Raw genomic sequence first — 26312 nt, 5'->3', positions numbered from 1 at the left:
TCCGTATCCGGCGCACGTTGCTGTCGTCTCCCGGGGGGCGACCCCCGTACCCCCGGCCGGGGGGTGCCGCGGACGCGAGTCGCCACGTCATCGGCGCCCCTCCTTCCGTATCCGGCGCACGTTGAAGAGCATCACCGGGATCACCAGGAGCAGCAGCAGCACCGCGATGGCGCTGCCGACGCCGAGGTCGGCGTCGGTGCCGAAGGAGGTCCGGTAGAGCTGGAGGGCCAGGACGTTGGCGTCGTCCTGGGAGGAGCCGGGGGCGATGATGAAGACCAGGTCGAAGACCTTCAGGACATTGATCATCAGCGTCACCAGCACCACCGCGAGGACCGGTGCCAGCATCGGGACGGTGATCCGGCGGAACACCTGCCACTCGTTGGCGCCGTCCACCCGGGCCGCTTCGAGGAGTTCGCGCGGCAGACCGGCGAGCCCCGCCGCGATGAGGACCATGGCGAAGCCGGCCCACATCCAGACGTAGCTGCCGATGATGCCGGGGGTCACCAGCGAGGGGCCCAGCCACTCGACGCCGTTGTACGGCTCGCGGAAGTTGTCGGCGGGCAGCCGGAGCACCGAGCCGTCGGCGGAGGCGGGCAGGGTGAAGACCCCGTCCGCTCCGGCCGTGGCGGTGGCGACCACCTTGCCGTCCTTCACCGCCTCGACCCTGATGCCCTTGAGGCCGAGTTCCTTCGGGTCCACGACGTTGGGCGTTCCGCCGCCGCCCTTGGTGAAGTCCAGCCAGACGGTGCCGGTGATCCCGTCGCCGGGGTCGGAGACGGGCTTCGCGGGCCGCGCGTCGTCCGGCATGCGGTCCGGGGCGACCCCCACCAGCGGCAGCAGTGCGGGCTCGCCCGCCCGCACCGGCTCCTTCGTCACGAACGCCCCGCCGCCGCCCGCCTTCAGCGGATGCACCGGCAGCGGCCGCGCCTTCGGGTAGCCCCCCGACTCGGCGAACGTGTCGTGCACGCCCACCCAGACCGCGTTGGCCACCCCGCGCTCCGGGGCCTGGTCGTAGACCAGCCGGAAGATGATGCCGGCGGCCAGCATCGAGATCGCCATCGGCATGAAGACGATCAGCTTGAACGCCGTTCCCCAGCGGATGCGTTCGGTGAGCACTGCGAAGATCAGTCCGAGCGCGGTGGAGACGGTGGGCGCGAGCACCACCCAGATCAGGTTGTTCTCGATCGCGGTGCGGATCGTGTCGTCCTGGAACAGGGCGGTGTAGTTGTCGAGCCCGGCGAAGCCGGTGCCCTCCCGGTCCAGGAACGAGCGGTAGACGGAGTAGACGATCGGATAGACGACGAGGGCGCCGAGCAGCACCAGGGCGGGCAGCAGGAACGCCGCCGCGATCAGTCTGCGGCTGCCGGTGACGCTGCGGCCGGGCCGTTTCGGCGCGGGTGGGGGGACGGGCGGGCTCTGGTCGGCGGGGGGCGCCGGCGTACCGGCGCCCCCCGCGGTCGTGGTCGTCACCGCGTCAGCTCTTGTACGCCTCGGCCGCGGCGGATTCCAGCTTCTGCTGGGTCCCCTTGACGTCCGCGGGGTTCTTCAGGAAGTCCTGGAGGATCTTCCACTCGCCCTTGCCGGGCGTACCGCCGAACGACTGCGGCGCCTGGTCGGACATGTCGAAGCGGACGGCGTCGCCGGCGTCGATCAGCGCCTTCGCCATCGTGCGCTGCACGTCGTCCGGGTAGACGGCGGCGTCCAGCGACTTGTTCGGCGACAGGAAGCCGCCCTCGCCGGCCCAGATGGCGGCCGCGTCCTTCGAGGCCAGCCAGGTCAGCAGCGCCTGAGCCCCCTTGCCGTCCTTCAGCGCCACCGCCGCGTCGCCGCCGGTCACCACGGGGGACTCCGCGCCGACCGCCGGGAACGGGAAGACCTTGGCGTCCGTGCCGATCTTCGCCTCGGTCTCGCCGATGTTGACGGCCACGAAGTCGCCCTCGTAGACCATGGCGCCCTTGGGCTGGTCGCCTCCGGTGAAGGTCTGGGTGACGGACGCGGGGAACTCGGTCTGCAGCGCCCAGTCGGCGCCGCCCGCGATCAGGTTCTCGTCGCCGAACAGCTCGCCGAGGGTGGTCAGCGCGTCGGTGACGGACGGGTCCGTCCACGGGATCTCGTGCTTCGCCAGCTGGTCGTACTTCTCCGGGCCCGCCTGCGACAGATAGACGTTCTCGAACCAGTCGGTCAGCGTCCAGCCGTCCGCGCCGCCGACCGAGACCGGGGAGACGCCGGAGGCGGAGATCGTCTCGGCGGTGGCCATGAAGTCCTTCCAGGTCTTCGGCTCCGCGGCGCCCGCGTTCTCGAACACCTGGGCGTTGTACCAGACCAGGGACTTGTTGGCGGCCTTGAAGTAGACCCCGTACTGGGTGCCGTCCACGGACCCGAGGTCCTGCCAGACCTGTGCGTAGTTCTGGCCGAGCTGCGCACGGGCCTCGGCGCCGACCGGCTTCGCCCACTTCTTCGCCACGGCCTGCTGGATGGCGCCGACCTGCGGGATCATCGCCACGTCCGGCGGCTGACCGCCCGCGACCTTGGTACCGAGGAAGTTGATGATCGGGTCCTGGGCCGGCACGAAGGTGACGGTGGCGCCGGTGCGCTTCTCGAACTCCTTCAGCACCTTGGTGAAGTTGGCCTGCTCGGCCCCGGTCCACACCGCGGCGACGGAGAGCTTCTGCCCGTCGAGCTTGGGGAGCGTGACGCTCGACGAGGTGTCGCCGTTCTTGGCCGGACCTTCGCCCGCCGGGTCGTCGCCGTCGCCGCCGCAACCGGCGAGCGTGAGCGCCCCGACCGCGGTGACGGCCATGACGGCCCTGCGTATGCGTAAGGTTGTGCGCATTTCTGCCCCGTTTCTCCAGTACGCGCCCGCCCGCCTCGTCATGGGCGTGGCGCGTCGTGCGTGCGCACAGTCCTACGCCGGGCGCCCGGGGGTCGCAATACTGCGGAGCGGCCCCGAGCACCGATCGTGACCGGCTCGTAACGTCCCGGCGGGCAAAGTCGTCGCAGGTGGGGCGGGTTGGGGTGTGCAAGGACTGAACTGCCCCGGTGCGGGCAGGTGTTACCCGGCGTGTGCCCTAAAAGCCGTGCTGTGAACCGGAGTTCGGGCGGTCCTGGAACGTGGTCCTGGAATGGCGGCTCCGCACCGGCATGTGCCGGATCAGGGTGCCGCGTACGGTTCGAGCGGCGGGAGCGGTCCCGCGTTCACCGAGCGTGCGGCCCGTTCCAGCGCGCTGGCGAGCAGGGCCAGGTCGGTGGGCCCGTTGCCGAGTTCGCGCACCGGGCGCCGGGTGGGCGGATCGCCCATCCGCTCCCACTCCAGCGGCACGACGGTGGGCCGCAGGGTCGCGGTGCGCGGGATGCGTCCGGTGACCCTGCCCCCCTGGAAGGGCGTGACCCGGCCGTCGGGGTGGCCGAGGCGCCCCCGGCCGGGGGCGGGCTCGTCCGGCGACGGCGGCAGGGTGGGCGGGTCGAGCACCACCCGCAGCCGCGCGCCGCGGGCGAGCTCGGTGTCCTCGGTGCGGTCGGGCCGGGCGGAGGTCGCGACGAGGTGGATGCCGAGCCGTCCGCCGTCCCTCGCCACCGCCTCCAGGGCGCGCACGACGGAACCGGCGGCCGGGCGGCCGGGGCTGCCGAGCGGCGGCGCGACCAGGGCGTCGAAGTCGTCCGCGAGCACCACCAGGCGCGGCAGCGGGGACGGGCCCGGATCGGCGGCGCGCGCCGTCGAGGTACGCAGCCGCAGGGTGCCGGTGGTGGCCTGCGGGTCCTGGTCACCGCGCTGCTCGGCGGAGCTGGGCCGGCGCTGCCCGACGAACCGGCGGCCGACCTCCTGGCGGGCGTGCCACTCGGCGAAGTCCAGGGTGCCCAGCAGTTCGGACCGGCGCTTCAGCTCGCCGCCGAGCGCTTGGGCGAACTCCCGCATCCGCACCGGGTCGGAGACGGTCAAATGGTCGAAGACATGGGGCAGTTCGGTGCAGGGGAGCAGGCCGTCGCCCGGCGCCCCGGGCTCGTCGGCCGCCCCGTCCACCAGCAGGATGCCGAGCCGGTCGGGCCTCGCCGCCGAGGCGAGCGAGGCGGCGGCGGCGCGGAGCAGTTCGGTGCGGCCGCTGCCCGCGGGGCCCTCGATGAGCAGGTGCGGACCCTCGTCCGCGAGATCCACGCTCACCGGCCCGTGCGGCCCGGCGCCGAGCACGATCACCGGCCGTCCGGGGTACGCGCCCCCGGCGGCGACGGCCGCCTGCCCGGCCGGACCGGCCGTCCGCCCGGAGTCCCCGGCGGGGTACGGCGTGCGCTCGGAGTCGGTGGACGGGTACGGCGTGCGGCCCGAGTCGGTACGCGGGTAGGGCGTGCGCTCGGAGTCGGTACGGGGGTACGGCGTGCGCTCGGAGTCGGTGGCCGGGTACTCCGTCGGCGGATACGGGGTGCGGCCAGGGTCCGCCGGGGCGGTGCGCTGGGAGCCGACCCGGGGACCCGTCGACAGGGTGCGGCCCGAGCCGGTGGACTCGACGTCGGCGGCGGGCCGGCCGGCCTGCCGCGCGGACCGCTGGGGCGAGGCGCCGGGCTGCTCCTCCGCGGTGGAGGCCCAGCGGGCCATCAGCGAGGCGGGCGTGGCCCGCGCGAGCCCCAGCTCGTCCAGCAACCGGGCGGACGGTGGCAGCGCGGCCGTCGTCGGGCGGCCCGCCAGCGCGACCGAACCCTCGTCGCGCAGCGGCGCGAGCGCGCGGGCGAACCGCTCGGCCCACGCGACGGACACCGCGTCCACGGTCGCCACCGTGCCGTGCCCCGCGACCTGGCCGCCGGCCGTGCGCAGCAGACGCAGCGCCGTGGCGACGTCCCCGCTGAGCAGGGCCACCGCCCCGCACTCGCGGAACGGCAGCGAGGCGTGGCAGGCGGCGTCGTACGTCGCGGCGACCGGCGAGGTGGGGGAGGCCGCCGGTGTCTCCGCCAGACAGATCAGATGGATGCCGGCCGCGGCCCCCGCGCCCGCCAGCCGGGCCGTCGCCTCGCGCAGCGCGGCCGTGCCCGGATCGCCGTCCACGACGACCACGGTGAAGGGCCCCTCGTACGCCCGCGCGGCCTGCGCCACCGCCGACCGGTCGACGTTCGGCCAGCCGGGGCCGAGCGGACTCTCGTCCATCCGGCGGGTCAGTTCCGCCGTGCGGGCCGCCGCCTGCTCGCGGTCGTAGGCGACCAGCAGCCGGCAGTCCTGGCCGTGCGACGGGCGCAGGTGCGGCAGCCAGCCGAGCCAGGCCCAGGTGCGGCGGCGGGTGTCCAGCGCCAGCGACCGGTCCGTGCTGATCAGCACGATCTCCAGATCCGCCGGGGAATGCAGGGCGGCGAGCTGGGCGAGGGCCGAGCGGGCCAGTCCGGCCAGCCGCTCCCGGGGGCCCGCCAGACCGAGCGAGCCGGCCTCCCGCAGGCCGACGGTGACCGGCACGGAGGGCAGCTCCGCCCGGTCGGTGGTGCCCAGCCGGACGGCGAGCGCCTCGGGGTGGGAGGCGTCCCGCTCCCAGAGCCGGGGACCGGGGCCGAGCGCCGTCAGCAGGACCGTGGCCGGGTCCGGCCAGGTGCCCGCCGGTGCGCCGGAGACGAAGGGGGCCGCCGCCGCGGAGGCGCCGGCGGGCGCGGCGGACGACGGAAACGCCGCGTCCTGACCCCCGTCCTCGGCCCGGCCGCCCTTCAGCCGCCGCGCCCACGCGCCGAGGCCTCCGCGCCGCGCGGGCGCCTCGCCCCGGTCGTCCGGAGCGGCTTCCCCGGTGGTCCCGGCCGCCGGGCCGTGGGGGCCGGCCTCCGGTCCGGGGAGGTCGGGCGGGGTCTGCGGGGCCGGCGTGGAGTGCGCGGCGTCCGGCCGGGCCACCCGCAGGTGCCCCTCGCCGTCCGGTGCGGTGGTCAGCGGATGCGGCCGGGACCCGGTGGTGAGCCGGAGCGTCGACTCGCCGAGCCGCAGCAGGGCGCCGGGGGACAGGCCCACGGGCCGTACGCCGATCTCGGTGCCGTCCACCGACGTGCCGTTGGTGGAACCGAGGTCGGCCACCGAGACCCGGCCGTCGCCGCCCACCGTGACGGCGCAGTGCATCCGGGAGACGTCGGGGTCGTCCAGCGGGACGTCGGCCTCGGCGGAACGGCCGATCCGGATCTGGCCGCCGTGCAGCAGGTGCACGCCTCCGGCGTCCGGACCGGAGACCACGTGGAGCTGGGCGGGAACGCCGGCGTCCGCCGCCTCGTCCTCGCCGGGCGCGTGCAGGGTCAGCACCGCGCCGTCCACCAGGGGCGGCTCGCCGAGCGAGATTCGCTGGGCGTCCAGCCGCTCGCGGCCCGCGAAGAACACCGCGGTGCCGCCGCCGAGCGAGCCGTCGGGCCCGGCGGCCGCCGTGGCGAGTGCCGACGCCACGGCGGCGAGCGCGGTTCCCGCCGGGGCGGTGACGAGCACGTCGCAGGTGCGCGCCGGTGCGTGGCCGGTGCGCGGCGCATGGACGGTCAGCCGGATCTGCATCGCCGTCAGCGGTCCCTTCTGCGCGGATGCCCGGCAGGGGAACGCCCTGTGAATCCCCCCACCCGGCACGGACGCGTCGTCCGGTACAAGTCGTCACGGACCGCGAGACTCCCGTCCTCACGGATCCGTGCTGGAGGCATCCTCGCACCTGCCGCTGACAACACGCCCGGGGGACGCCAGGAAGTGATCTTGAATGGTCGCCCTTGGGTGCAAAAGTGCCTGGTTGGATCGGCTTCGGTCGGCCAAAACCTCGTCGGCGTGGGCCGGAACGAGATGTCGAACGCGCGTGCGTCTGTCATGTGCGCATGTGGACGCGTGTACGAGTGCGTGGCCGGACGGGGTGCACCGGGCGGACTTCCGCCGGGGCGGCCCGGAGTCGCCCGGCGGGGCGGTGCCACCGGGCCCCGGGCAACCGCCCGGCCGCGGGCCGCGTCCTTCCTCCTGTGCTCCGGTGGTGCCCCGGACGGGGTCCGTCCCACTGGAGCCGCCACGTCCGTCGCCGTCCGTGGGCGTACGGCGGATCACAGAGGGAACACAGCCGGGTGGACGCCCCGCTGGGGCCCGCTCCGCACCATTAGAGTGGGCCGGAACATCCGGGCGGGGGGTCTCCGATTATCGGGTGGCCCGGTTCCCGGGGGTCCCGGGTTCCGGGGGGCTCGACCCATCACGATCAGCAGGGAGCGCATGACGTGCGGCCGGTAGGCAGCAAGTACTTGCTCGAAGAGCCGCTCGGACGCGGTGCCACGGGCACCGTCTGGCGAGCCCGGCAGCGGGAGGCCGCGGGCGCCGAGGCGGCCGTCGCCGGCCGGCCCGGCGAGACCGTGGCCATCAAGGTCCTCAAGGAGGAGCTGGCCAACGACGCCGACGTGGTGATGCGCTTCCTGCGGGAGCGCTCCGTCCTGCTGCGGCTCACCCACGAGAACATCGTGCGCACCCGCGACCTCGTCGTGGAGGGCGACCTGCTGGCCCTGGTCATGGACCTGATCGACGGTCCCGACCTGCACCGCTACCTCCGCGAGAACGGCCCGCTGACGCCGGTCGCCGCCTCGCTGATGACCGCGCAGATCGCCGACGCGCTCGCCGCCAGCCACGCGGACGGGGTCGTCCACCGCGACCTCAAGCCCGCCAACGTCCTGCTCGACCAGCGCGACGGCGGCATGCGCCCGATGCTCACCGACTTCGGCATCGCGCGGCTGGCGGACTCGCCGGGGCTGACCCGCACGCACGAGTTCGTCGGCACGCCCGCCTACGTCGCACCCGAGTCCGCCGAGGGCCGCCCGCAGACCTCCGCCGTCGACATCTACGGCGCCGGCATCCTGCTGTACGAGCTGGTCACCGGCCGGCCCCCGTTCGCCGGCGGCACCGCCCTGGAGGTGCTGCACCGGCACCTCAGCGAGGAGCCCCGGCGCCCGGGGAACGTGCCGGAGCCGCTGTGGACCGTCATCGAGCGCTGCCTGCGCAAGGATCCCGACCAGCGCCCCTCGGCCGAGAACCTGGCCCGCGCGCTGCGCACGGTCGCGGCGGGCGTCGGCGTGCACGCCAACTCGGCGCAGATCGCCGCCGCCGACGGGGTCGGCGCGCTGCTCGCCCCCGACCCCTCGCCCGCCCCCGTCCCGGAGACGCCCGGCGCCGCCGACCTCACCCAGGTACTGCCGGGCAACGCGGGCACCTACGACCCGAACGCCGCGACCAGCGTGATGGGCCACACCTCCGGGCCCGGCGGACAGACTCCCGGCGGCCAGGCCGATCCGACCGCCGTGCTGCCGCCCGTGCCGCCGCGCCCCGAGGGGCAGCCGGACGGGCAGCACCCCTGGCAGTCGCAGCTCCAGGCCGCCCGCGACCGCAACGAACAGACCCAGGTCCAGTACCTCGACCCGAGCCAGGACCCGCTCCGCCGCCGCCCCCAGCGCCAGCCGCAGCAGTACCAGCAGCCGCAGCAGCCCCCGCAGCAGCAGCGCCCGCAGCACCAGCAGTACCCGCCGCAGAACCAGCAGCCGCAGCGCTACCAGCAGCCCCAGCAGCAGCAGCCCCAGCGGTACCAGCAGCCGCCACAGCCCCAGCAGCGGCAGAGCTACGCGCCGCCGCAGCAGCCGCAGCGCCCCGAGCCGCCGGCGCCGCGCGAGCCCCGGCAACGCAGCGCCAACCCCATGCGCATCCCGGGCCTCGGCTGCCTCAAGGGCTGCCTGTTCACCCTGGTGCTGCTGGTGGTCGCGAGCTGGCTCATCTGGGAGCTGACGCCGCTTCAGGACTGGATCAACCAGGGCAAGGGCTACTGGCAGTCCATCGGCGACGGTATCGCCAAGGTCACCGGCTGGATCGAGAAGATCGGCGGCTCCGGGGACGGCGGCACCACCAACCCCTGACCTGGGACGCACTCCGGCGGCCGGGAGGAACCTTGCCGCCGGGGCGTCGCCGATCGGGACGCCCCGGCGGCGCGGACGGTCCCGTACGAGGTCAACTCAGTGGTCTTGTCGACTTCTTGAATGCCTTTTCCGTGCATATCGCCCACGGGAGGGGTGGTTGGCGTCATCCGGGGCACGCAGCACCCCGATCGCCGCGTAACTTTGTCGACCGGGGGTCCAGAGCCAGCCGCTGAGGGAGCAGTCTTGGCACGGAATATCGGCAGCCGGTACACCGCCCACCAGATCCTGGGGCGCGGCAGTGCCGGAACGGTGTGGCTCGGCGAGGGTCCGCAAGGGCCCGTCGCCATCAAGCTGCTGCGCGAGGACCTGGCGTCCGACGAGGAACTGGTGGGCCGCTTCGTCCAGGAACGCACGGCGCTGCTCGGACTCGACCACCCGCACGTGGTGGCCGTCCAGGACCTCGTGGTCGACGGCAACGACCTCGCGCTGGTCATGCGGCTCGTCCGCGGCACGGACCTGCGGACCCGGCTCGACCGCGAGCGCAGGCTCGCCCCCGAGGCGGCCGTCGCGATCGTCGCCGACGTCGCCGACGGGCTGGCGGCCGCGCACGCCGCCGGAGTGGTGCACCGCGACGTCAAGCCGGAGAACATCCTGCTCGACATGGAGGGACCGCTCGGCCCCGGCGGCGCGCACCCCGCGCTGCTGACCGACTTCGGCGTGGCCAAGCTCATCGACACCCCGGGCCGCACCAGGTCCACGAAGATCATCGGTACGCCCGACTATCTCGCGCCCGAGATAGTCGAGGGGCTGCCGCCGCGGGCCGCCGTCGACATCTACGCGCTGGCGACCGTCCTCTACGAACTGCTGGCGGGCTTCACGCCGTTCGGCGGCGGCCACCCCGGCGCGGTGCTCCGGCGCCACGTCACCGAGTCCGTGGTGCCGCTCCCCGGCATCCCCGAGGAGCTCTGGCAGCTCCTGGTCCAGTGCCTGGCGAAGGCCCCCGCCTCCCGGCTGCGGGCCGGGGAACTGGCCCAGCGGCTGCGGGAGCTGCTGCCCCTGCTGGCCGGCATCCCCCCGCTGGACGTGGACGAGCCGGGCGAGGAGGAGCCGGAGGCGGGCACCGCGGACGCGGAGTACGACGACCGCGAGAACCCGGCCGAGGAGCCCCGTCGACGGGGTGCCGTGCCGCTGGTGACCGGGGCGGTGCCGGACTCGAACCGGGACACCCACACGAGCATGCGGGTCCCCGGCCCCGACGAACTGGCCGGCGGCCCCCTCGGTACCGCCCGCGCCCCGCGCGCGCCGGGCCCCCGCCCCGGCTCCGCCCGGAACAAGGCCGCGGCGGTCCGCAAGCGCCGCATAACTCTGGGCGTGGCCGCGGTCGCGGTCTGCGCGGCTCTCGCGGTCGGCGGGCTGCTGGTCACCGGGGGCGACGACGCCGACGGCGCCCCCACCGGTCCCGGGGACTCGGCGCCCGCCACCCCCTAGACCCGCCGGGCGCCGTGCGCTCCGGCCGGTCCCGGTGCCCCCGGCCGGGCCGCCCGGACGCCTCCGACCTCGGGGAACGGGGTCCGCGGCCGGGGGAGGGCGAGCTTCACCCGTCCAGCCGTTACGCTGGACCCGTGGCAGTCGTCGATATTTCCGAAGAGCTGAAGTCCCTCTCCTCGACCATGGGGTCGATCGAGGCCGTCCTGGACCTGGATGCCCTGAGGGCGGACATCGCCGTGCTCGAGGAGCAGGCGGCGGCGCCGTCCCTCTGGGACGACCCCGACGCGGCGCAGAAGATCACCAGCAAGCTTTCGCACCTCCAGGCGGAGGTCCGCAAGACCGAGGCCCTCCGCGGCCGCATCGACGATCTCAGCATCATGTTCGAGCTCGCCGAGGACGAGGGCGACGCCGACGCCCTGCGTGAGGCCGAGACCGAGCTGGAGTCGGTGCGCAAGGCGCTCGACGAGATGGAGGTCCGCACCCTCCTGTCCGGCGAGTACGACGCGCGCGAGGCCCTGGTCACCATCCGCGCCGAGGCCGGTGGGGTGGACGCCGCCGACTTCGCCGAGAAGCTCCAGCGCATGTACATCCGTTGGGCCGAGCGGCACAACTACAAGACCGAGGTCTACGAGACGGCGTACGCCGAAGAGGCCGGCATCAAGTCGACCACCTTCGCCGTCGAGGTCCCGTACGCCTACGGCACGCTCTCCGTCGAACAGGGCACCCACCGGCTGGTCCGGATCTCGCCCTTCGACAACCAGGGTCGCCGCCAGACGTCCTTCGCCGGCGTCGAGGTGCTGCCGGTGGTCGAGCAGACCGACCACATCGAGATCGACGAGTCCGAGCTGCGCGTCGACGTGTACCGCTCCTCCGGCCCCGGCGGTCAGGGCGTCAACACCACCGACTCCGCGGTGCGGCTGACCCACCTGCCGACCGGCATCGTCGTCTCCTGCCAGAACGAGCGCTCGCAGATCCAGAACAAGGCGTCCGCGATGAACGTCCTCCAGGCGAAGCTCCTCGAGCGCCGCCGCCAGGAGGAGCAGGCCCGGATGAACGCGCTCAAGGGCGACGGCGGCAACTCCTGGGGCAACCAGATGCGTTCGTACGTCCTGCACCCGTACCAGATGGTCAAGGACCTGCGTACGGAGTTCGAGATGGGCAACCCGGAAGCCGTCTTCGGCGGCGAGATCGACGGGTTCATCGAGGCGGGCATCCGCTGGCGCAAGCAGCAGGAGAAGTAGTCCCCGACGTACGTCGGCCGGGCCCGGGTGATCCTTCACCCGGGCCCGGCCGCGTTTTCCGGGCGCTTGTCCGGAACACGCTTCCGATCGCCGTTCCCTTGCCGTTTCCCCGAGGCCGGGGAGATCCGGTGGTGATTGCGTCACAGTCGTGCCGCCGATTACCCGTCAGAAGCCCCAAAGCGTGGCGTAGTGGCGCGGATTGGCCTTGACGTCAGTCTTATATGTGGCGAGGGTGTTTGGGCAGCGTGCGTATGTCTGGGACGGGTGTGATCGGGGGCGGGCCGGATGACCACTGCACACGGGGGTCGGGCGGCTCGGAGCGAACTCCGCAGGGCCATGACCCGCATATGGCTGCTCCACTACGAGATCAGCTACTGGGGGTAGCAGCAGATGACGAGTAAGACGCGTGTACGCGTCGCGCGCATGGCAGCCGGAGTGGTGATCGCGGCCGGTGCGTCGCTGACCGCCGCGGGCGCCGCGCAGGCCGTCGGCTATGGCACCTTCGCCGAGACCGACGGTGGTACGACCGACGGCGGTGCGACGGACGGCGGCGCCACCGACGGTGGTGCGACCGACGGCGGCGCCACGGACGGCGGCCTGATCGCGGGCGGCCTCATCGGCGGCGGCGACGACGGCGGTGCGACCGATGGTGGCGCCACGGACGGCGGTGCCACGGACGGCGGTGCGACCGACGGCGGTGCGACCGACGGCGGTGCCACGGACGGCGGTGCCACGGACGGCGGTGCCACGGACGGTGGTGCGACCGATGGTGGCGCCACGGACGGCGGTGCGACCGACGGCGGTGCCACGGACGGCGGTGCCACGGACGGCGGGTCCACCGACGGCGGGTCCACCACCGGCGACACCACCACGGGCGGCTCCTCGTCGTCCGGCACCAGCGGCACCACCGGTGGTTCCGGCACGTCCGGCTCCGTCTCCGGCGGCGACGACGCCGGTTCCTGCACCGTCGGTCTGGACGGTGCCGAGTGCACCGACAACACCGACACCGACAGCGTCGGCAACCAGCCGGTCGAGCAGGGCAAGGGCAAGGACGAGCTGGCGGAGACCGGTGCGGCCGAGACCACCTTCCTGCTGATCGGCGCCGCGACGATGATCGCCGGCGGCATCGGCTTCCGCTTCCTGCCGCGCCTGGCCGGCAACGGACGCACCGCGGCCTGACCGCCGCACGAGCCGTAGGCGTACGGACGGGCCCGCATCCCCGCCAGGGACGCGGCCGGTCCGTACGCGCACGGAGAAGGGCCCGGAAGAACCGTTCGGTTCTTCCGGGCCCTTCTCGGCGTCCAAGGCCGCGACGGGGGCCGCTGCGGGCCTCGTCGCGGGTGGTGAGTGACCGGGTAGTGCCCCGGTTGCGGGAGTGCGGGGGTCAGGCGGCGTGCTGGGCGAGCACCGCGAGCGCGCCCACCAGCACCACGAGCAGGGCGATCAGCATCATCGGGTTCAGGCCGCCCAGCGGGCCGCCCTCCCGGCGGTCGAGCTCTTCCAGGTGCCGACGGCTGGCCCGGCACGCGGGGCAGCGCCCCTCGCTCACGGGCGCCGCGCAGTTCGCGCACACCAGTCTGTCGTAGGTCATGCGCACTCCTCCTCACGCGCGGCGGAGCCGCCGACCAGGTTTCCTCTCCGCACAACGCTCCGGGAAACGCGACCGTTCCCCCCTCTACTGTGCCAGCTCGCGCCCTTTTCGGCGCGGGCCGCCGCGAACCCGACGGCCGGGGGCGACGACCCGTGACGACGCGGTCGCACCACGTGCGCGGACAGCGGTCCGTGCCGTGTCTCCGGCCCCGTGTCCGGCCCCGCGGAAGTGTTCGCGGAAGCCCGTCGGAGAAAGGTGCGCAAACGACCCGTTCCGGACGGGCTTCCGGCATAAAACGCCCATTCGCAGACGCCGCCTGCACGCGTGAGCGGCATTCGCGTATGGTCACGCTCACCTACTCCCGGCCGACCATGGTGCATCCGTGATCCGATTCGACAACGTCTCGAAGACCTACCCGAAGCAGAGTCGCCCCGCGTTGCGCGATGTCTCCCTCGACATCGAAAAGGGCGAATTCGTCTTCCTGGTGGGGTCCTCGGGCTCCGGCAAGTCCACCTTCATGCGTCTGATCCTCCGTGAAGAGCGCGCCAGCCAGGGCATGGTCCACGTGCTCGGCAAGGACCTCGCGCGGCTCTCCAACTGGAAGGTGCCGCAGATGCGGCGCCAGTTGGGCACCGTCTTCCAGGACTTCCGCCTCCTGCCCAACAAGACCGTCGCCGAGAACGTGGCCTTCGCGCAGGAGGTCATCGGCAAGCCGCGCGGCGAGATCCGCAAGGCCGTGCCCCAGGTGCTCGACCTGGTCGGGCTCGGCGGCAAGGAGGACCGGATGCCCGGCGAGCTCTCCGGCGGTGAGCAGCAACGCGTCGCCATCGCCCGTGCGTTCGTCAACCGGCCGATGCTGCTGATCGCGGACGAGCCGACCGGAAACCTCGACCCGCAGACCTCCGTCGGCATCATGAAGCTGCTGGACCGGATCAACCGGACCGGCACCACCGTGATCATGGCGACGCACGACCAGAACATCGTCGACCAGATGCGCAAGCGCGTCATCGAGCTGGAGCAGGGCCGTCTCGTACGTGACCAGGCGCGTGGCGTCTACGGCTACCAGCACTGAGCACCGAGTACTGAAAGGACGCCATGCGCGCCCAGTTCGTCCTGTCGGAGATCGGCGTCGGTCTTCGTCGGAACCTCACGATGACCTTCGCGGTCGTGGTCTCCGTCGCCCTCTCGCTCGCCCTGTTCGGCGGCGCGCTGCTCATGCGCGAGCAGGTCAGCACGATGAAGGACTACTGGTACGACAAGGTCAACGTCTCGATCTTCCTCTGCAACAAGAGTGACGCCAAGGACGTGCCGAAGTGCGCGAAGGGCGCCGTCACCGACGAGCAGAAGAAGGAGATCAAGAAGGACCTCGACGAGATGGCCGCCGTCGACACGGTGACCTTCGAGACCGTCGACGAGGCCTACAAGCACTACCAGGAGCAGTTCGGGGACTCCCCGATGGCGGGCAACATCACGCCCGACCAGATGCAGGAGTCGTACCGGGTGAAGCTGCACGACCCGACGAAGTACAAGGTGGTCGCCACCGCCTTCGCGGGCCGGGACGGGGTGCAGTCGGTCCAGGACCAGAGATCGATCCTGGACAACCTCTTCGAGTTGATGAACGGCATGAACGTCGCCGCGCTCTGCGTGATGGCGCTGATGCTCGTCATCGCGTTGATGCTGATCGTCAACACCGTGCGGGTGTCGGCCTTCAGCCGGCGGCGTGAGACCGGCATCATGCGGCTCGTCGGCGCCTCCGGCTTCTACATCCAGATGCCGTTCATCATGGAGGCGGCGTTCGCCGGTCTGATCGGCGGCGTGCTGGCCTGCGTCCTGCTGCTGGCGGCCCGTTACTTCCTGATCGACGGCGGCCTGCAACTGCAGGAAAAGCTCAACCTGATCGACTTCATCGGCTGGGACGCGGTGTTCACCAAGCTGCCGCTGGTCCTGGCCATCGGGCTGCTGATGCCCGCGGTCGCGGCCCTGTTCGCGCTCCGCAAGTACCTGAAGGTGTGAGATGCGCCCCCTGTGCCGTCCGGCCGACCGGCCGTACGGCCAGGGGGCTTTGTCCTAGACTCGCACCCATGTCGGACCGCCCGCACTGTTCTGGGCTCCGCGGCCCGGGCCGCGGAGCAGCCCTCACGCTCGTCTTCATGAGCGTCCTCGGAGCCGCCGCCGCCACCGGCTCGTTGCCGCACGGCGCGAAGCCGGAGACCGGCATCCAGGCCCGCTCGGTCGCCTCCACCGTGGCCCCGGTCGACCGCGAGGAGGTCGCCGAGGCGGCCGCCGACGCGGAGGCCGACGGCAAGTCGGGCAAGGAGGCGGCGCAGGACGTCGTCAGCCGCAGCGGCGACCGCTGGGGCGCGGTCTACGACCAGAGCGAGTACGCCGAGTTCGAGCGGGCGCTCGACGGCACGTACACCGGAGTCGGTCTCTCCGCCCGCCGCACCGCCGACGGCGGGGTACACGTCCGGCGGGTCGAGCCGGGCGGTCCCGCCGACTTGGCGGGCATCCGGGCCGGTGACGTGCTGACGTCGGTGGACGGCACCCGGGTCGCCGGCCGCCCGGTCGCCGAGACGGTGGCGCTGCTGCGCGGCGACGGTACGGGCGCGGCGGCGGGCACGCCGGTGGTGCTGGAGCTGGAGCGGGACGGCCGGGCCCGGACGAAGACGCTGCGCCGGGCCAGCCTCTCCACCGAGGACGTCACCGTGCGCGCCCTCGGGGCGGACGAGGCGGGCCCGGTACTGATCAAGGTCGCCGCGTTCACCCGGGGGACCGGGGCGGAGGTCCGCCGCGCGGTCCGTGCCGCGCCGGCCGACGCCGGGGTCCTGCTGGATCTGCGGGCCAATTCCGGCGGCCTGGTCACCGAGGCCGTCTCGGCAGCCTCGGCCTTCCTGGACGGCGGCCTGGTCGCCACCTACGACGTACGCGGCGAGCAGCGTGCGCTGTACGCGGAGCCGGGCGGGGACACCGTGCGGCCGCTGGTGGTCCTGGTGGACGGGGGCACCATGAGCGCGGCGGAACTGCTGACGGGCGCCCTGCAGGACCGGGGCCGGGCGGTCACCGTGGGGAGCCGGACCTTCGGCAAGGGGTCGGTGCAGATGCCCAGCGAGCTGCCGGGCGGCGCGGTGGCCGAACTGACCGTGGGGCACTACCGCACCCCGGCGGGCCGGAGCGTGGACGGCGAGGGCATCACACCGGACCTGGCGGTGTCCGCACGGGCCCAGCAGGAGGCCGAGCGGGTATTGAGTGGCCTCGGGGGTGGGTCGTAGTGCGAAAATGACCGCACTATGGCCAAGGAAAAAGACACCGGGCGCAAGATGATCGCGCAGAACAAGAAGGCGCGGCACGACTACACGATCCTCGACACCTACGAGTGCGGGCTCGTCCTGATGGGCACCGAGGTGAAGTCCCTGCGCATGGGGCGGGCCTCGCTGGTGGACGGGTTCGTGCAGATCGACGACCACGAGGCGTGGCTGCACAACATCCACGTCCCGGAGTACGTCCAGGGGACGTGGACCAACCACGCGGCCAAGCGGAAGCGGAAGCTGCTGCTGCACCGGGCGGAGATCGACAAGCTGGAGTCGAAGTCCCAGGAGACCGGGCACACCATCGTGCCGCTGGCCCTGTACTTCAAGGACGGCCGGGTCAAGTGCGAGATCGCGCTGGCCAAGGGCAAGAAGGAGTACGACAAGCGTCAGACGCTCCGGGAGAAGCAGGACACCCGCGAGACCAACCGCGCCATCGCCGCGGTCCGCCGCCGGCAGCGCAGCGCCTGAGGGAGGCGCGGGCCTGCCGAGGGCTCCCGGCGGGGGCTCGGCGGGGGCCGGAGCGGAATACGCTGGCATCACGCGGCGTTGGTCACGTACGATGGGCCGTGCACCTCACAGCGGGTGCGCGGATTGATTGACAACACCACATGGGGATGATCGGTTTCGACAGCGGATGTCGAAGCAGGGGAAGCGAGTCGAGGAAGCGGCAATGATCTCGTAAACCATATGTCGCAAACAATAATCGCCAATTCCAAGCGCGATTCCTCCGCCTTCGCCCTCGCTGCCTAATTAGCAGCTGAGCGAAGACTCTGCGGAGTGTCAGCCCGGGCATGATCTCGACCCGGATCCTGGCATAATCTAGAGATCTAAACTCTTCGGTCCGGTCACGGGTCCGAAGAGGAAATCAAACAGTGACTGGGCCTGTCGGAGGCTTGTTCGCGTGACCTCCGGGGCCGAGAAAAGCGCAGCGAACTGCACTCGGAGAAGCCCTGGTTCCGCACCGTTGGACGCGGGTTCGATTCCCGCCATCTCCACCACCCCATGTAAGCCTCCGCCCCGCGAATTCGTTCGCGGGGCGGAGGCTTTTCCGCGTTCTGCGGGGGAAACGCGGGAACGGGAGAACGCGGACGGGTGTGCGCCCATGGATCAGTTCTGCCGGCCACCGGACTTCACGCTGTCGGGGAAGGCGGTCTCCGCCGGGGGCGGGAGTGACGCCGCCGGCGCGTTCACCTTGCACGCGACGGCGACGGCTACCGCTACGCCCGGCGGTGTACCGGCCGGTGTCCGGTGCCCCCGGTGTCCGGCGTACGGCGGGCAGGGCCGACCGGCTCGGGGGCGGGGGATGGACTGGTCGGCGCGGGTGGGCGGGGCGTCTACGGGTGGGACGCCGAAGTGCGCACGCTTCCCTCGCGCACCCGTGCGTACGGCTTTTCGAAGGGTGAAACGCGCGGCGGACCGGCGTCGCCCGACCCTCTGTACGGGTGTCGGGGGCGGTCTGGCCGGATATCAACGGTGATCCCGCCTGAAATGGTCGCGCGTGAGCGTTACTGAACGTTTCTGCCCGATCCGTGACGGATCGAGCGCCGGTCCCTCGCCCGCACGTCGTCCGAGCGGCGTCCGGCGGACGTGGGGTGCCGCCCGGTCCCGCCTCGGCCCGGGGTGGAAACGATAGACGGTTCCCACCCGGACGCACGCCGTACGGCAGTGGTTCAACTTCGCTCAGCGCAAGGGTAGGTGGTCCGGCCAACCGGTCTGCGCGGCGGAGAAGCGGAAGCGCCTGGCCGGGTGGTGTCCCGAGCGAACTCAAGAGCCGACGCAAGGGGTTTGCCGTCAGCTTCGTGCGCTACATTCATCCTCCGGAGCGGGGTGACGCGGGGGCGTGGACGACAGGGTGGGGGACCCGGCGCGTCCGACCACACGCGAACCAGTCACCCGTGTGCGCCGGAATCATTGAGTTGGGGGATGTGCGTACAGCTGTGGACAATTGGCGAGAAGGCACGTGGGCGGGGCACAGTCACGAGCCCCACGAGGTGACGATGCAGCTCGACGGGGTGGGGCGCAAGCTCTCCGAACTGGCCGTGCAGCCGGGTACCGCCGAGGGGCAGGACGGGCCGGTCTTCGTCGACGAGAGCGGCCGGCGGGGCAAGACGCTGCGCAAGGTGGGCTGGCTGATCGCGCTCGCCTGTGCGGCCTTCGCCGTCACCCTCGTCATGTCCGTCTTCGGCGGCAGCTCGGCCGCGCCCTGGCTCCCGCTCACCGGCCAGGACCAGAAGGGCTCGGCGCCCGGCCTCACCGACGGGGAACCGGCCGTCGCCGACCCCACCGGGTCCGCGTCCGCCCCGCCCGCCCCCAGCGCCTCCGCCGCGGACGGCGGCACCGCCGGGGTCGCCGACCCGGAGGTCGGTGAGGCCCCGCTCTCGGCGAGCGTCTCGCCCGCCCCGAGCGGGAATCCGGCCGAGAGCGCCGCAGCCCCGGCCGAGGCCCCCGCCGCCGGCGGGGCGAGCCGGAGCGCCTCCGTGCCGGCGGTGTCTTTCCCGCCCAGCGCGCTGCCGTCGCCCTCCCTGTCCCCGGACGCCCCGGAGTCCGCCTCCGGCAGCCCCGGTTCGGTCCCGCCGACAGGGCAAGAACGAGAAAGCGCCCTTTAGATGACTCAGCCCGCCCCGCGGGTCAGGAACAACCGGCACAAGCAGCCGAAGAAGCGGCACCGGGCCTTCCCGATGCGCTTTCTGCTGCCGTCGCTGCTGCTCGTGGCCCTGCTCGCCATGCTCGTCCTGCGCGGCTACGTGCACAGCGAGATCCTCGCCGACCACCGCATCCAGGCCCCCGCCTCCACCTCGCAGGTGCCGGACGAGATCCTGGACGGCGGGCCGGTCATCGACGCCCGTTCCACCACCCGGCCCGCCCAGTCGCTGCGGGTGCCCGACCACAGGATCGTCCTCACCTTCGACGACGGCCCGGACCCGGTCTGGACCCCGCGCGTGCTGGACAAGCTGAAGGAGTACGACGCGCACGGCGTCTTCTTCGTCACCGGCACCATGGCCTCCCGCTACCCGGAGATCGTCGCCCGCATGGTGGCCGAGGGCCACGAGGTGGGGCTGCACACCTTCAACCACCCCGACCTCTCCTACCAGTCGACCAGCCGCATCGACTGGGAACTCGCCGAGAACCAGCTGGCGCTGGCCGGAGCGGCGGGCATCCGCACCTCGCTGTTCCGCCCGCCCTACTCCTCGTTCGCCGACGCCATGGACAACAAGTCCTGGCCCGTCACCCAGTACATCGGCAGCCGCGGCTACCTCACCGTGGTCAACGACCGCGACAGCGAGGACTGGAAGCGCCCCGGCGTCCGCACCATCATCGAGAACGCCACGCCGCACGACGGCGAGGGCGCCATCGTCCTCATGCACGACTCCGGCGGCGACCGCTCCCAGACGCTGGCGGCACTCGACCGGTTCCTCCCCGACATGCGGGCAGAGGGGTACGAGTTCACCCACCTCACCGGTGCGCTCGGCACCTCCAGCGCGCACACCCCGGCCGCGGGGTTCGCGCTCTGGCAGGGCAAGGCGTTCGTGACCGCGGTCGGCGTCTCCGAGGAGGTCACCGGCGTCCTGGTGGTCGGCCTCGCCGTCATCGGCGTCCTGGTCATCTCCCGGTTCGGGCTGATGCTCCTCCTCTCCTTCCTGCACGCCCGCAAGGTCCGCAGGAAGAACTTCCGGTGGGGCGACCCGGTGGCCCGGCCGGTCTCCGTCCTGGTGCCGGCGTACAACGAGCGCAAGTGCATCGAGGCGACGGTGCGTTCGCTGATGGCCAGCGACCATCCGATCGAGATCATCGTCATCGACGACGGATCGACCGACGGGACCGCCGACCTGGTCGAGGCGATGCGGCTGCCCCGGGTGCGGGTGGTCCGCCAGCGCAACGCGGGCAAGCCCGCCGCGCTCAACAACGGCATCGCGCACGCCCGGTACGACATCGTCGTGATGATGGACGGCGACACCGTCTTCGAGCCGACCACCATCCGTGAGTTGGTCCAGCCGTTCGGCGACCCCAAGGTCGGGGCCGTCGCCGGCAACGCCAAGGTCGGCAACCGGGACTCGCTGATCGGCGCCTGGCAGCACATCGAGTACGTGATGGGCTTCAACCTGGACCGCCGCATGTACGACGTGCTGCGCTGCATGCCCACCATCCCCGGCGCGGTCGGCGCGTTCCGCCGCGAGGCCCTCGACCGGGTCGGCGGGATGAGCGAGGACACCCTCGCCGAGGACACCGACATCACCATGGCGCTGCACCGCGACGGCTGGCACGTCGTCTACGCCGAGAACGCCCGCGCCTGGACCGAGGCGCCGGAGTCGGTGCAGCAGCTCTGGTCCCAGCGCTACCGCTGGTCGTACGGCACCATGCAGGCGATCTGGAAGCACCGGCACGCGGTCCTGGAGCGGGGCCACTCGGGCCGCTTCGGCCGGGTCGGGCTGCCGTTCGTCTCCCTCTTCATGGTCGTGGCCCCGCTGCTGGCGCCGCTGATCGACGTCTTCCTCCTCTACGGCCTGCTGTTCGGGCCCACCGGCAAGACCGTGGCCGCCTGGTTCGGGGTCCTGATGGTGCAGGCGGTCTGCGCCGCGTACGCGTTCCGGCTGGACCGGGAGAAGATGGTCCACCTGATCTCGCTGCCGCTCCAGCAGATCCTGTACCGCCAGTTGATGTACGTCGTGCTGCTCCAGTCCTGGATCACCGCGCTGACCGGCGGCCGGCTGCGCTGGCAGAAGCTGCGCCGCACCGGCGTGGTCGACACTCCGGGCGGGGCCCCGGGCCCCCGGCCCACCGCGACGCACCGGAGGCCCGTCGGATGAGCGACCAGAACACCGGCCGCCCCGCCGCGCACCCCGACCACCCCTCGGCCCCGGATCACGGCTACCCGCCCGTGCGGGAAACCCCGTCCGGCTCCGGCTACGGCTACCCGCCGGCCCAGGCGGCTTCGCCGAGCCCCGGCCACGGCTACCCGCCCGCCTCGGGCCACGGCTACCCGCCCGCCCGGACGGCCCCTCCCGGCGTGGCGTACCCCGGTCCCGCGTACGCCCGGGACACGTACGCCCACGACACGTACGCCCACGACGCGTACGCCCACGACGACCAGCACGTCCACCCGCCGCGGGTGTTCGCGGAGTTGCACGAGGGACTGCACCCCGAGGAGGCTCCGGGTGCGGCGGAGAAGGCCGAGGAGACCGGTGCCGCTCCGGGGAAGCCGGGCCGGGACCGGTACTTCGACCTGCTGCGCGCGATCGCGCTGTTCCGCGTGGTGCTCTACCACCTGACCGGCTGGGCCTGGCTGCCCCTCGTCTTCCCGTCCATGGGCGTGATGTTCGCGCTCGCCGGGACCCTGATGGCCCGCTCGCTGAAGCGGCCCGCCGTGCAGGTGGTCCGCAGCCGGATCCGCCGGCTGGTGCCTCCGCTGTGGCTGCTCGGCGCGATCGGTGTCACCGGCATGGTGGCGCAGGGCTGGGGACCGGACGCGGACGGCCACCCCGGATGGTGGTGGGCGCACCTGCTGTTCTGGGTGCTGCCGCTGAGCGACCCGCCGTTCGCCGAGCAACTCCCCGGTGTGCACGGCTTCCTGGACTCCAGTTGGCCGAGCGAGCTCGGCGGTCCGCTCTGGTACATCCGCGCCTACCTCTGGTACGTCCTGCTGTCGCCGCTGATCCTGCGCGCCCTGCGCCGGTTCCCGTGGCCCACGCTGCTGGCCCCGCTGGCGCTGGCCGTCGTGATGTCCCGGGAACTGGTGACGACCCCGGAGCGGATCGACTCCGCGATCACCGACTTCGCCACCTTCGGCGCCTGCTGGGTGCTCGGCATGGCGCACCAGGAGGGCATCCTGAAACGGCTCCCGGCGTACGTGGTGCCGTCCCTGGCGCCCGTGTTCGCGGGGGCCGGGCTCTGGTGGGCCACGCACGAGGGGTTCCGCACCGGGTTCGACCTGGACTCGATCCCGCTGGCGCAGGCGCTGTGGTCGTTCGGCTGCGTGCTCCTGCTGCTGCACTACAGCCCGTCCTGGACCGAGTGGCCCGACCGGCTGAAGAACTGGGACTCCACCGTCACCCTGCTCAACTCGCGTGCGGTGACCGTCTACCTCTGGCACAACGTGTGCATCCTCGCCGCCGCGGGGCTGTACGACCGGCTGTGGTCGGTGGACTGGCTCGGCGCGCACGTGCCCTGGCTGCTGGAGAGCTGGGTGCCGGTGCTGCTGCTGGCCTGGGCGCTGATCGCGCTCTGCGTGCTGGCCTTCGGCTGGGCCGAGGACCTCGCCGCCAAGCGCCGGCCGCGCCTGTGGCCGAACGGTGCGGTACGGGGCCGGCCGAAGGCCCCGGCCCCCGGCGACGGACCCGCCCCTCACCCGAACGGGACAATGTTCACGCGCGGTTGACGCCCGACGGCGCGGCCTCACCGGCCGCGCCCGGTCCGGGTGAGAGCAAGGTTGCGCCCCGGTCACCTCTCTGGCGGGGCGCCGAAACGCGGGCTCCTTAGCGTCGGGCACGACACCCCGACCCACCTGTGGAGGCCCGTGATGGCTGGTCGTTGGATCGAACGCTGGGACCCCGAGGACGAGACGTTCTGGAGGGACGGCGGCAGACGCGTCGCCCGCCGGAACCTCTGGTTCTCCGTCTTCTCCGAGCACGTCGGCTTCTCGGTCTGGAGCCTGTGGTCCGTCATGGTCCTGTTCATGGGACCGGAGTACGGCATCGACCCGGCCGGGAAGTTCTTCCTGATCTCCACCGCCACCCTGGTCGGGGCGCTGGTGCGGGTCCCGTACACCTTCGCGGTGGCGCGGTTCGGGGGACGCAACTGGACGGTGGCGAGCGCGCTGCTGCTGCTGGTGCCGACCGTCGCCGCCTTCGTGGTGATGGAGCCGGGCACCTCGTACACCGCCTTCGTGCTGGTCGCGGCGCTGGCGGGCATCGGCGGCGGCAACTTCGCCTCGTCCATGACCAACATCAACGCCTTCTTCCCGCTCCGTGAGAAGGGCTGGGCGCTCGGGCTCAACGCGGGCGGCGGCAACATCGGCGTCCCCGTGGTGCAGCTCGTCGGACTGCTGGTCATCGGCACCGCCGGCGCGACCCACCCCCGCCTCCTGCTCGGCGTCTACGTCCCGCTGGTCGTGGTCGCCGCCCTGTGCGCCGCCCGGTACATGGACAACCTGGCACCGGTGCGCAACGACTCCGGCGCCGCGAAGCAGGCGGTCCGCGAGCCGCACACCTGGCTCATGGCGGTGCTCTACATCGGCACCTTCGGCTCCTTCATCGGTTACAGCTTCGCCTTCGGCCTGGTGCTCCAGACGCAGTTCGGCCGCACCCCGCTCCAGGCGGCCTCGCTCACCTTCATCGGCCCGCTGCTCGGCTCGCTGATCCGGCCCGTCGGCGGGAAGCTCGCCGACCGGTTCGGCGGCGCCCGCATCACCCTGTGGACCTTCGCCGTGATGGCGGCCGCCACCGCGGTCGTCGTGTACGCCTCCGGCACCGAGTCGCTGCCGGTCTTCCTCGTCGGCTTCATCTCCCTGTTCGTCCTGAGCGGCCTCGGCAACGGATCGACGTACAAGATGATCCCCGGCATCTTCCACGCCCAGGCGCTCGCCCGGGGCATGGTGGGCGAGGAAGCGGCGGCGTACGGCCGGCGGCTGTCCGGCGCGGCGATGGGGCTGATCGGCGCGGTCGGCGCGCTCGGCGGCCTCGCCATCAACCTCGCCTTCCGCCAGTCCTTCCAGACCTCGGGCTCCGGCACGGCGGCGTTCTGGTCCTTCCTCGCCTTCTACGCGGTGTGTTTCGCGCTCACCTGGGCGGTATACCTTCGCCGTCCCGCCGAGGCGCCCGCGCAGGCCCGGCTCGGGTACGCGGAGGTATGAAGGGAGCTCCGGCGTCGAAGGACGTAACGGAGGGGAAATATCGGGGAACCGAGCCTGTCACGCGGGGTTGGCAGTCTCGGTTCTCCGCAGCAGCGGCAGCGACCGCGGGAACGAGAGCCGGGTAACGAACGCCATGCAGGACGACGACGCAACGCACGGGCCGCTCGCGGGCTTCACCGTCGGGGTGACCGCCGCACGGCGCGCCGAAGAACTCGCCACCCTCCTCCAACGCCGAGGGGCCGCGGTCCTGCACGCTCCCGCCCTGCGGATCGTGCCGCTGGCCGACGACAGTGAACTCCTCGACGCCACCAAGGAACTGATCGACCACGCCCCCGACGTCGTGGTCGCCACCACCGCCATCGGCTTCCGGGGCTGGGTGGAGGCCGCCGACGGCTGGGGCGTCGGCGACCAACTGCTCGACCGGCTGCGCGGCGTCGAACTGCTCGCCCGCGGACCCAAGGTGAAGGGCGCGATCCGGGCGGCCGGCCTCACCGAGGCGTGGTCGCCGGCGTCCGAGTCGATGGCGGAGGTGCTGGAGCGGCTGCTCGCCGAGGGCGTCCGGGACCGCCGGATCGCCCTCCAGCTCCACGGCGAACCGCTGCCCGGCTTCGTGGAGTCGCTGCGCGCCGCCGGGGCCGAGGTGGTCGGCGTCCCGGTGTACCGCTGGATGCCGCCGCTGGACATCGCGCCGCTCGACCGGATGCTCGACGTCACCGCCGCCCGCGGGCTCGACGCCCTCACCTTCACCAGCGCGCCGGCCGCCGCCTCCTTCCTGGAGCGCGCGGAGACCCGCGGCATGGCCCCCGAGGTGCTGGGCGCGCTGCACGACGACGTCCTCGTCGCCTGCGTCGGCCCCGTCACCGCCCTGCCGCTGCAGGCCCGCGGGATCGAGACGGTGCAGCCGGAACGCTTCCGGCTCGGGCCGCTGGTCCAGGTGCTCTGCGGCCGGCTCCCGACCAGGGCCCGCACCCTGCCGGTCGCCGGGCACCGGATGACCATCCGCGGCCACGCGGTCCTGGTCGACGGCGGACTGCGGCCGGTGCCGCCCGCCGGGATGGCGATGCTTCAGGCGCTGGCCCGGCGGCCCGGCTGGGTCGTCTCCCGCGCCGACCTGCTGCGCGCCCTGCCCGGCAGCGGCACCGACGAGCACGCCGTGGAGACGGCGATGACCCGGCTGCGCACCGCCCTCGGCGAACCCCGGCTGATCCAGACCGTCGTCAAGCGCGGCTACCGCCTCGCCCTGGACCCGACCGCCGACACCAAGTACGCGGACTGAGCCGCCCCGGCCCCCGGCGGGAACGCGCCGGGACCGGGATAGCGTGTGGCGATGATCGACGCCTCCCACCCGCTGACGGCGGACACCGCCCTGCGCCCGGCCGTCCTCACGGACGCCCCCGAACTGGCCGCCGCCCTGCTGCGCAGCCGCGCCCACATGGCCCCCCGTGAACCGGCGCGCCCCCAGGACTTCTACACCCCGCAGGGACAGGCGGAACGTATCTCCGGGCTGCTCGCCGACCGTGCCGGGGGCCGCTGCATGCCCTGGGTCCTGGTCGACGCCGAGGACCGCGCGATCGGCTCCTTCACCCTGTCCGGGATCGTCCTCGGCCCCTTCCGCAGCGGCGTCCTCGGATACTGGGTCGACGCCCGCCACAACGGCCGGGGGCTGGCCACCGCCGCCGTCGCGCGGATCTGCGAGCTGGCCCGTGACGAACTGGGCCTGCACCGCGTCGAGGCCGGGACCATGCTCGACAACGTCGCCTCCCAGCGGGTCCTGCTCAAGTGCGGCTTCGAGGAGTACGGCATGGCGCCCCGGATGCTGCACATAGCGGGCGAGTGGCGCGACCACCGGCTGTTCCAGCGCATCCTGCACGACGGGCCGCCGCGCGCCTGAGCCCCGCCCGGCCACCGTCCCGCCGACGGTCCGCCGCGCGCCCGAGCCCGCCCGTCCGCGGCGGCCCGGAAACCGACGCGGCGCCGTGACCATGCCGACA

18 protein-coding genes and 1 other RNA gene are annotated in these 26312 nt (G+C 72.8%); 15 read left to right on the top strand and 4 right to left on the bottom strand.

Translation table 11 applies throughout. The features are described 5' to 3' along the window. Positions 1 to 87 precede the first annotated feature (87 nt). The 3 genes from Q0994_RS02055 to Q0994_RS02045 form a co-directional block, all read right to left on the bottom strand. Complete coding sequence (locus Q0994_RS02055) at positions 88 to 1470, bottom strand: carbohydrate ABC transporter permease (RefSeq protein ID WP_299528054.1); 1383 nt, start codon at positions 1468 to 1470, stop codon at positions 88 to 90. A 4-nt stretch (positions 1471 to 1474) separates the two neighbouring features. After that, the gene (locus tag Q0994_RS02050; protein ID WP_299528052.1) at positions 1475 to 2833 is read right to left on the bottom strand and encodes an ABC transporter substrate-binding protein; all 1359 of its coding nucleotides are present in this window, start codon (positions 2831 to 2833) and stop codon (positions 1475 to 1477) included. Between the two features lie 318 nt (positions 2834 to 3151). Beyond that, positions 3152 to 6484: an FHA domain-containing protein gene (locus Q0994_RS02045; protein WP_299528050.1), complete on the bottom strand. Its 3333-nt coding sequence runs from the start codon at positions 6482 to 6484 to the stop codon at positions 3152 to 3154. A gap of 689 nt (positions 6485 to 7173) precedes the next feature. Here Q0994_RS02045 and Q0994_RS02040 point away from each other — a divergent pair. The 4 genes from Q0994_RS02040 to Q0994_RS02025 all read left to right on the top strand — a co-directional run bounded on the left by Q0994_RS02040 (position 7174) and on the right by Q0994_RS02025 (position 12755). Further along, complete coding sequence (locus Q0994_RS02040; protein WP_299528047.1) at positions 7174 to 8847, top strand: serine/threonine-protein kinase; 1674 nt, start codon at positions 7174 to 7176, stop codon at positions 8845 to 8847. A gap of 243 nt (positions 8848 to 9090) precedes the next feature. Then, positions 9091 to 10335, top strand: coding sequence for a serine/threonine-protein kinase (locus Q0994_RS02035; RefSeq protein WP_299528045.1), 1245 nt, complete (start codon positions 9091 to 9093; stop codon positions 10333 to 10335). A gap of 134 nt (positions 10336 to 10469) precedes the next feature. Then, positions 10470 to 11576, top strand: a complete 1107-nt coding sequence (gene prfB, locus Q0994_RS02030) for a peptide chain release factor 2 (RefSeq protein WP_299528043.1) — start codon at positions 10470 to 10472, stop codon at positions 11574 to 11576. 390 nt (positions 11577 to 11966) lie between these two features. Then, complete coding sequence (locus Q0994_RS02025; RefSeq protein ID WP_299528041.1) at positions 11967 to 12755, top strand: LPXTG cell wall anchor domain-containing protein; 789 nt, start codon at positions 11967 to 11969, stop codon at positions 12753 to 12755. A gap of 205 nt (positions 12756 to 12960) precedes the next feature. Here Q0994_RS02025 and Q0994_RS02020 read toward each other — a convergent pair whose 3' ends face one another. Further along, positions 12961 to 13167 (bottom strand): hypothetical protein, encoded by a 207-nt coding sequence (locus Q0994_RS02020; RefSeq protein WP_299528039.1) that lies wholly within the window; start codon positions 13165 to 13167, stop codon positions 12961 to 12963. Positions 13168 to 13549: 382 nt separating this feature from the next. Here Q0994_RS02020 and ftsE point away from each other — a divergent pair, with 382 nt between their 5' ends. From ftsE to Q0994_RS01965, 11 genes are all read left to right on the top strand, one after another. Beyond that, a complete protein-coding gene (gene ftsE, locus Q0994_RS02015) occupies positions 13550 to 14239 on the top strand; it encodes a cell division ATP-binding protein FtsE (protein ID WP_014046319.1) in 690 nt (229 codons plus the stop codon). 23 nt (positions 14240 to 14262) lie between these two features. Beyond that, entirely contained in the window at positions 14263 to 15180 is a 918-nt protein-coding gene (ftsX, locus tag Q0994_RS02010; RefSeq protein ID WP_299528034.1) for a permease-like cell division protein FtsX, read from the top strand. A 68-nt stretch (positions 15181 to 15248) separates the two neighbouring features. Beyond that, the gene (locus tag Q0994_RS02005; RefSeq protein WP_299528032.1) at positions 15249 to 16436 is read left to right on the top strand and encodes a S41 family peptidase; all 1188 of its coding nucleotides are present in this window, start codon (positions 15249 to 15251) and stop codon (positions 16434 to 16436) included. 18 nt (positions 16437 to 16454) lie between these two features. Next, entirely contained in the window at positions 16455 to 16943 is a 489-nt protein-coding gene (gene smpB / locus Q0994_RS02000; protein ID WP_299528030.1) for an SsrA-binding protein SmpB, read from the top strand. A 142-nt stretch (positions 16944 to 17085) separates the two neighbouring features. Further along, positions 17086 to 17473, top strand: a transfer-messenger RNA (tmRNA) gene (ssrA, locus tag Q0994_RS01995). A gap of 999 nt (positions 17474 to 18472) precedes the next feature. Then, positions 18473 to 19081, top strand: coding sequence for a hypothetical protein (locus Q0994_RS01990; RefSeq protein ID WP_299528151.1), 609 nt, complete (start codon positions 18473 to 18475; stop codon positions 19079 to 19081). Positions 19082 to 19153: 72 nt separating this feature from the next. Further along, positions 19154 to 21280 (top strand): bifunctional polysaccharide deacetylase/glycosyltransferase family 2 protein, encoded by a 2127-nt coding sequence (locus tag Q0994_RS01985; RefSeq protein ID WP_299528149.1) that lies wholly within the window; start codon positions 19154 to 19156, stop codon positions 21278 to 21280. Positions 21281 to 21606: 326 nt separating this feature from the next. Next, positions 21607 to 22848: an acyltransferase gene (locus Q0994_RS01980; RefSeq protein ID WP_299528148.1), complete on the top strand. Its 1242-nt coding sequence runs from the start codon at positions 21607 to 21609 to the stop codon at positions 22846 to 22848. Positions 22849 to 22989: 141 nt separating this feature from the next. Beyond that, entirely contained in the window at positions 22990 to 24321 is a 1332-nt protein-coding gene (locus Q0994_RS01975; protein ID WP_299528028.1) for a NarK/NasA family nitrate transporter, read from the top strand. 133 nt (positions 24322 to 24454) lie between these two features. Then, a complete protein-coding gene (locus Q0994_RS01970) occupies positions 24455 to 25597 on the top strand; it encodes a uroporphyrinogen-III synthase (protein WP_299528026.1) in 1143 nt (380 codons plus the stop codon). A 51-nt stretch (positions 25598 to 25648) separates the two neighbouring features. Beyond that, on the top strand, positions 25649 to 26212 hold the full coding sequence (locus Q0994_RS01965) for a GNAT family N-acetyltransferase (protein WP_299528024.1): 564 nt from the start codon (positions 25649 to 25651) through the stop codon (positions 26210 to 26212). The last annotated feature ends 100 nt before the right edge of the window (positions 26213 to 26312 follow it).

The organism is uncultured Streptomyces sp. (genome assembly GCF_947488945.1).
Taxonomy (GTDB): Bacteria; Actinomycetota; Actinomycetes; order Streptomycetales; family Streptomycetaceae; genus Streptomyces.
The sequence above is the reverse complement of the archived record's forward strand: the minus strand, read 5'-3'. Positions and strand labels throughout refer to the sequence as shown.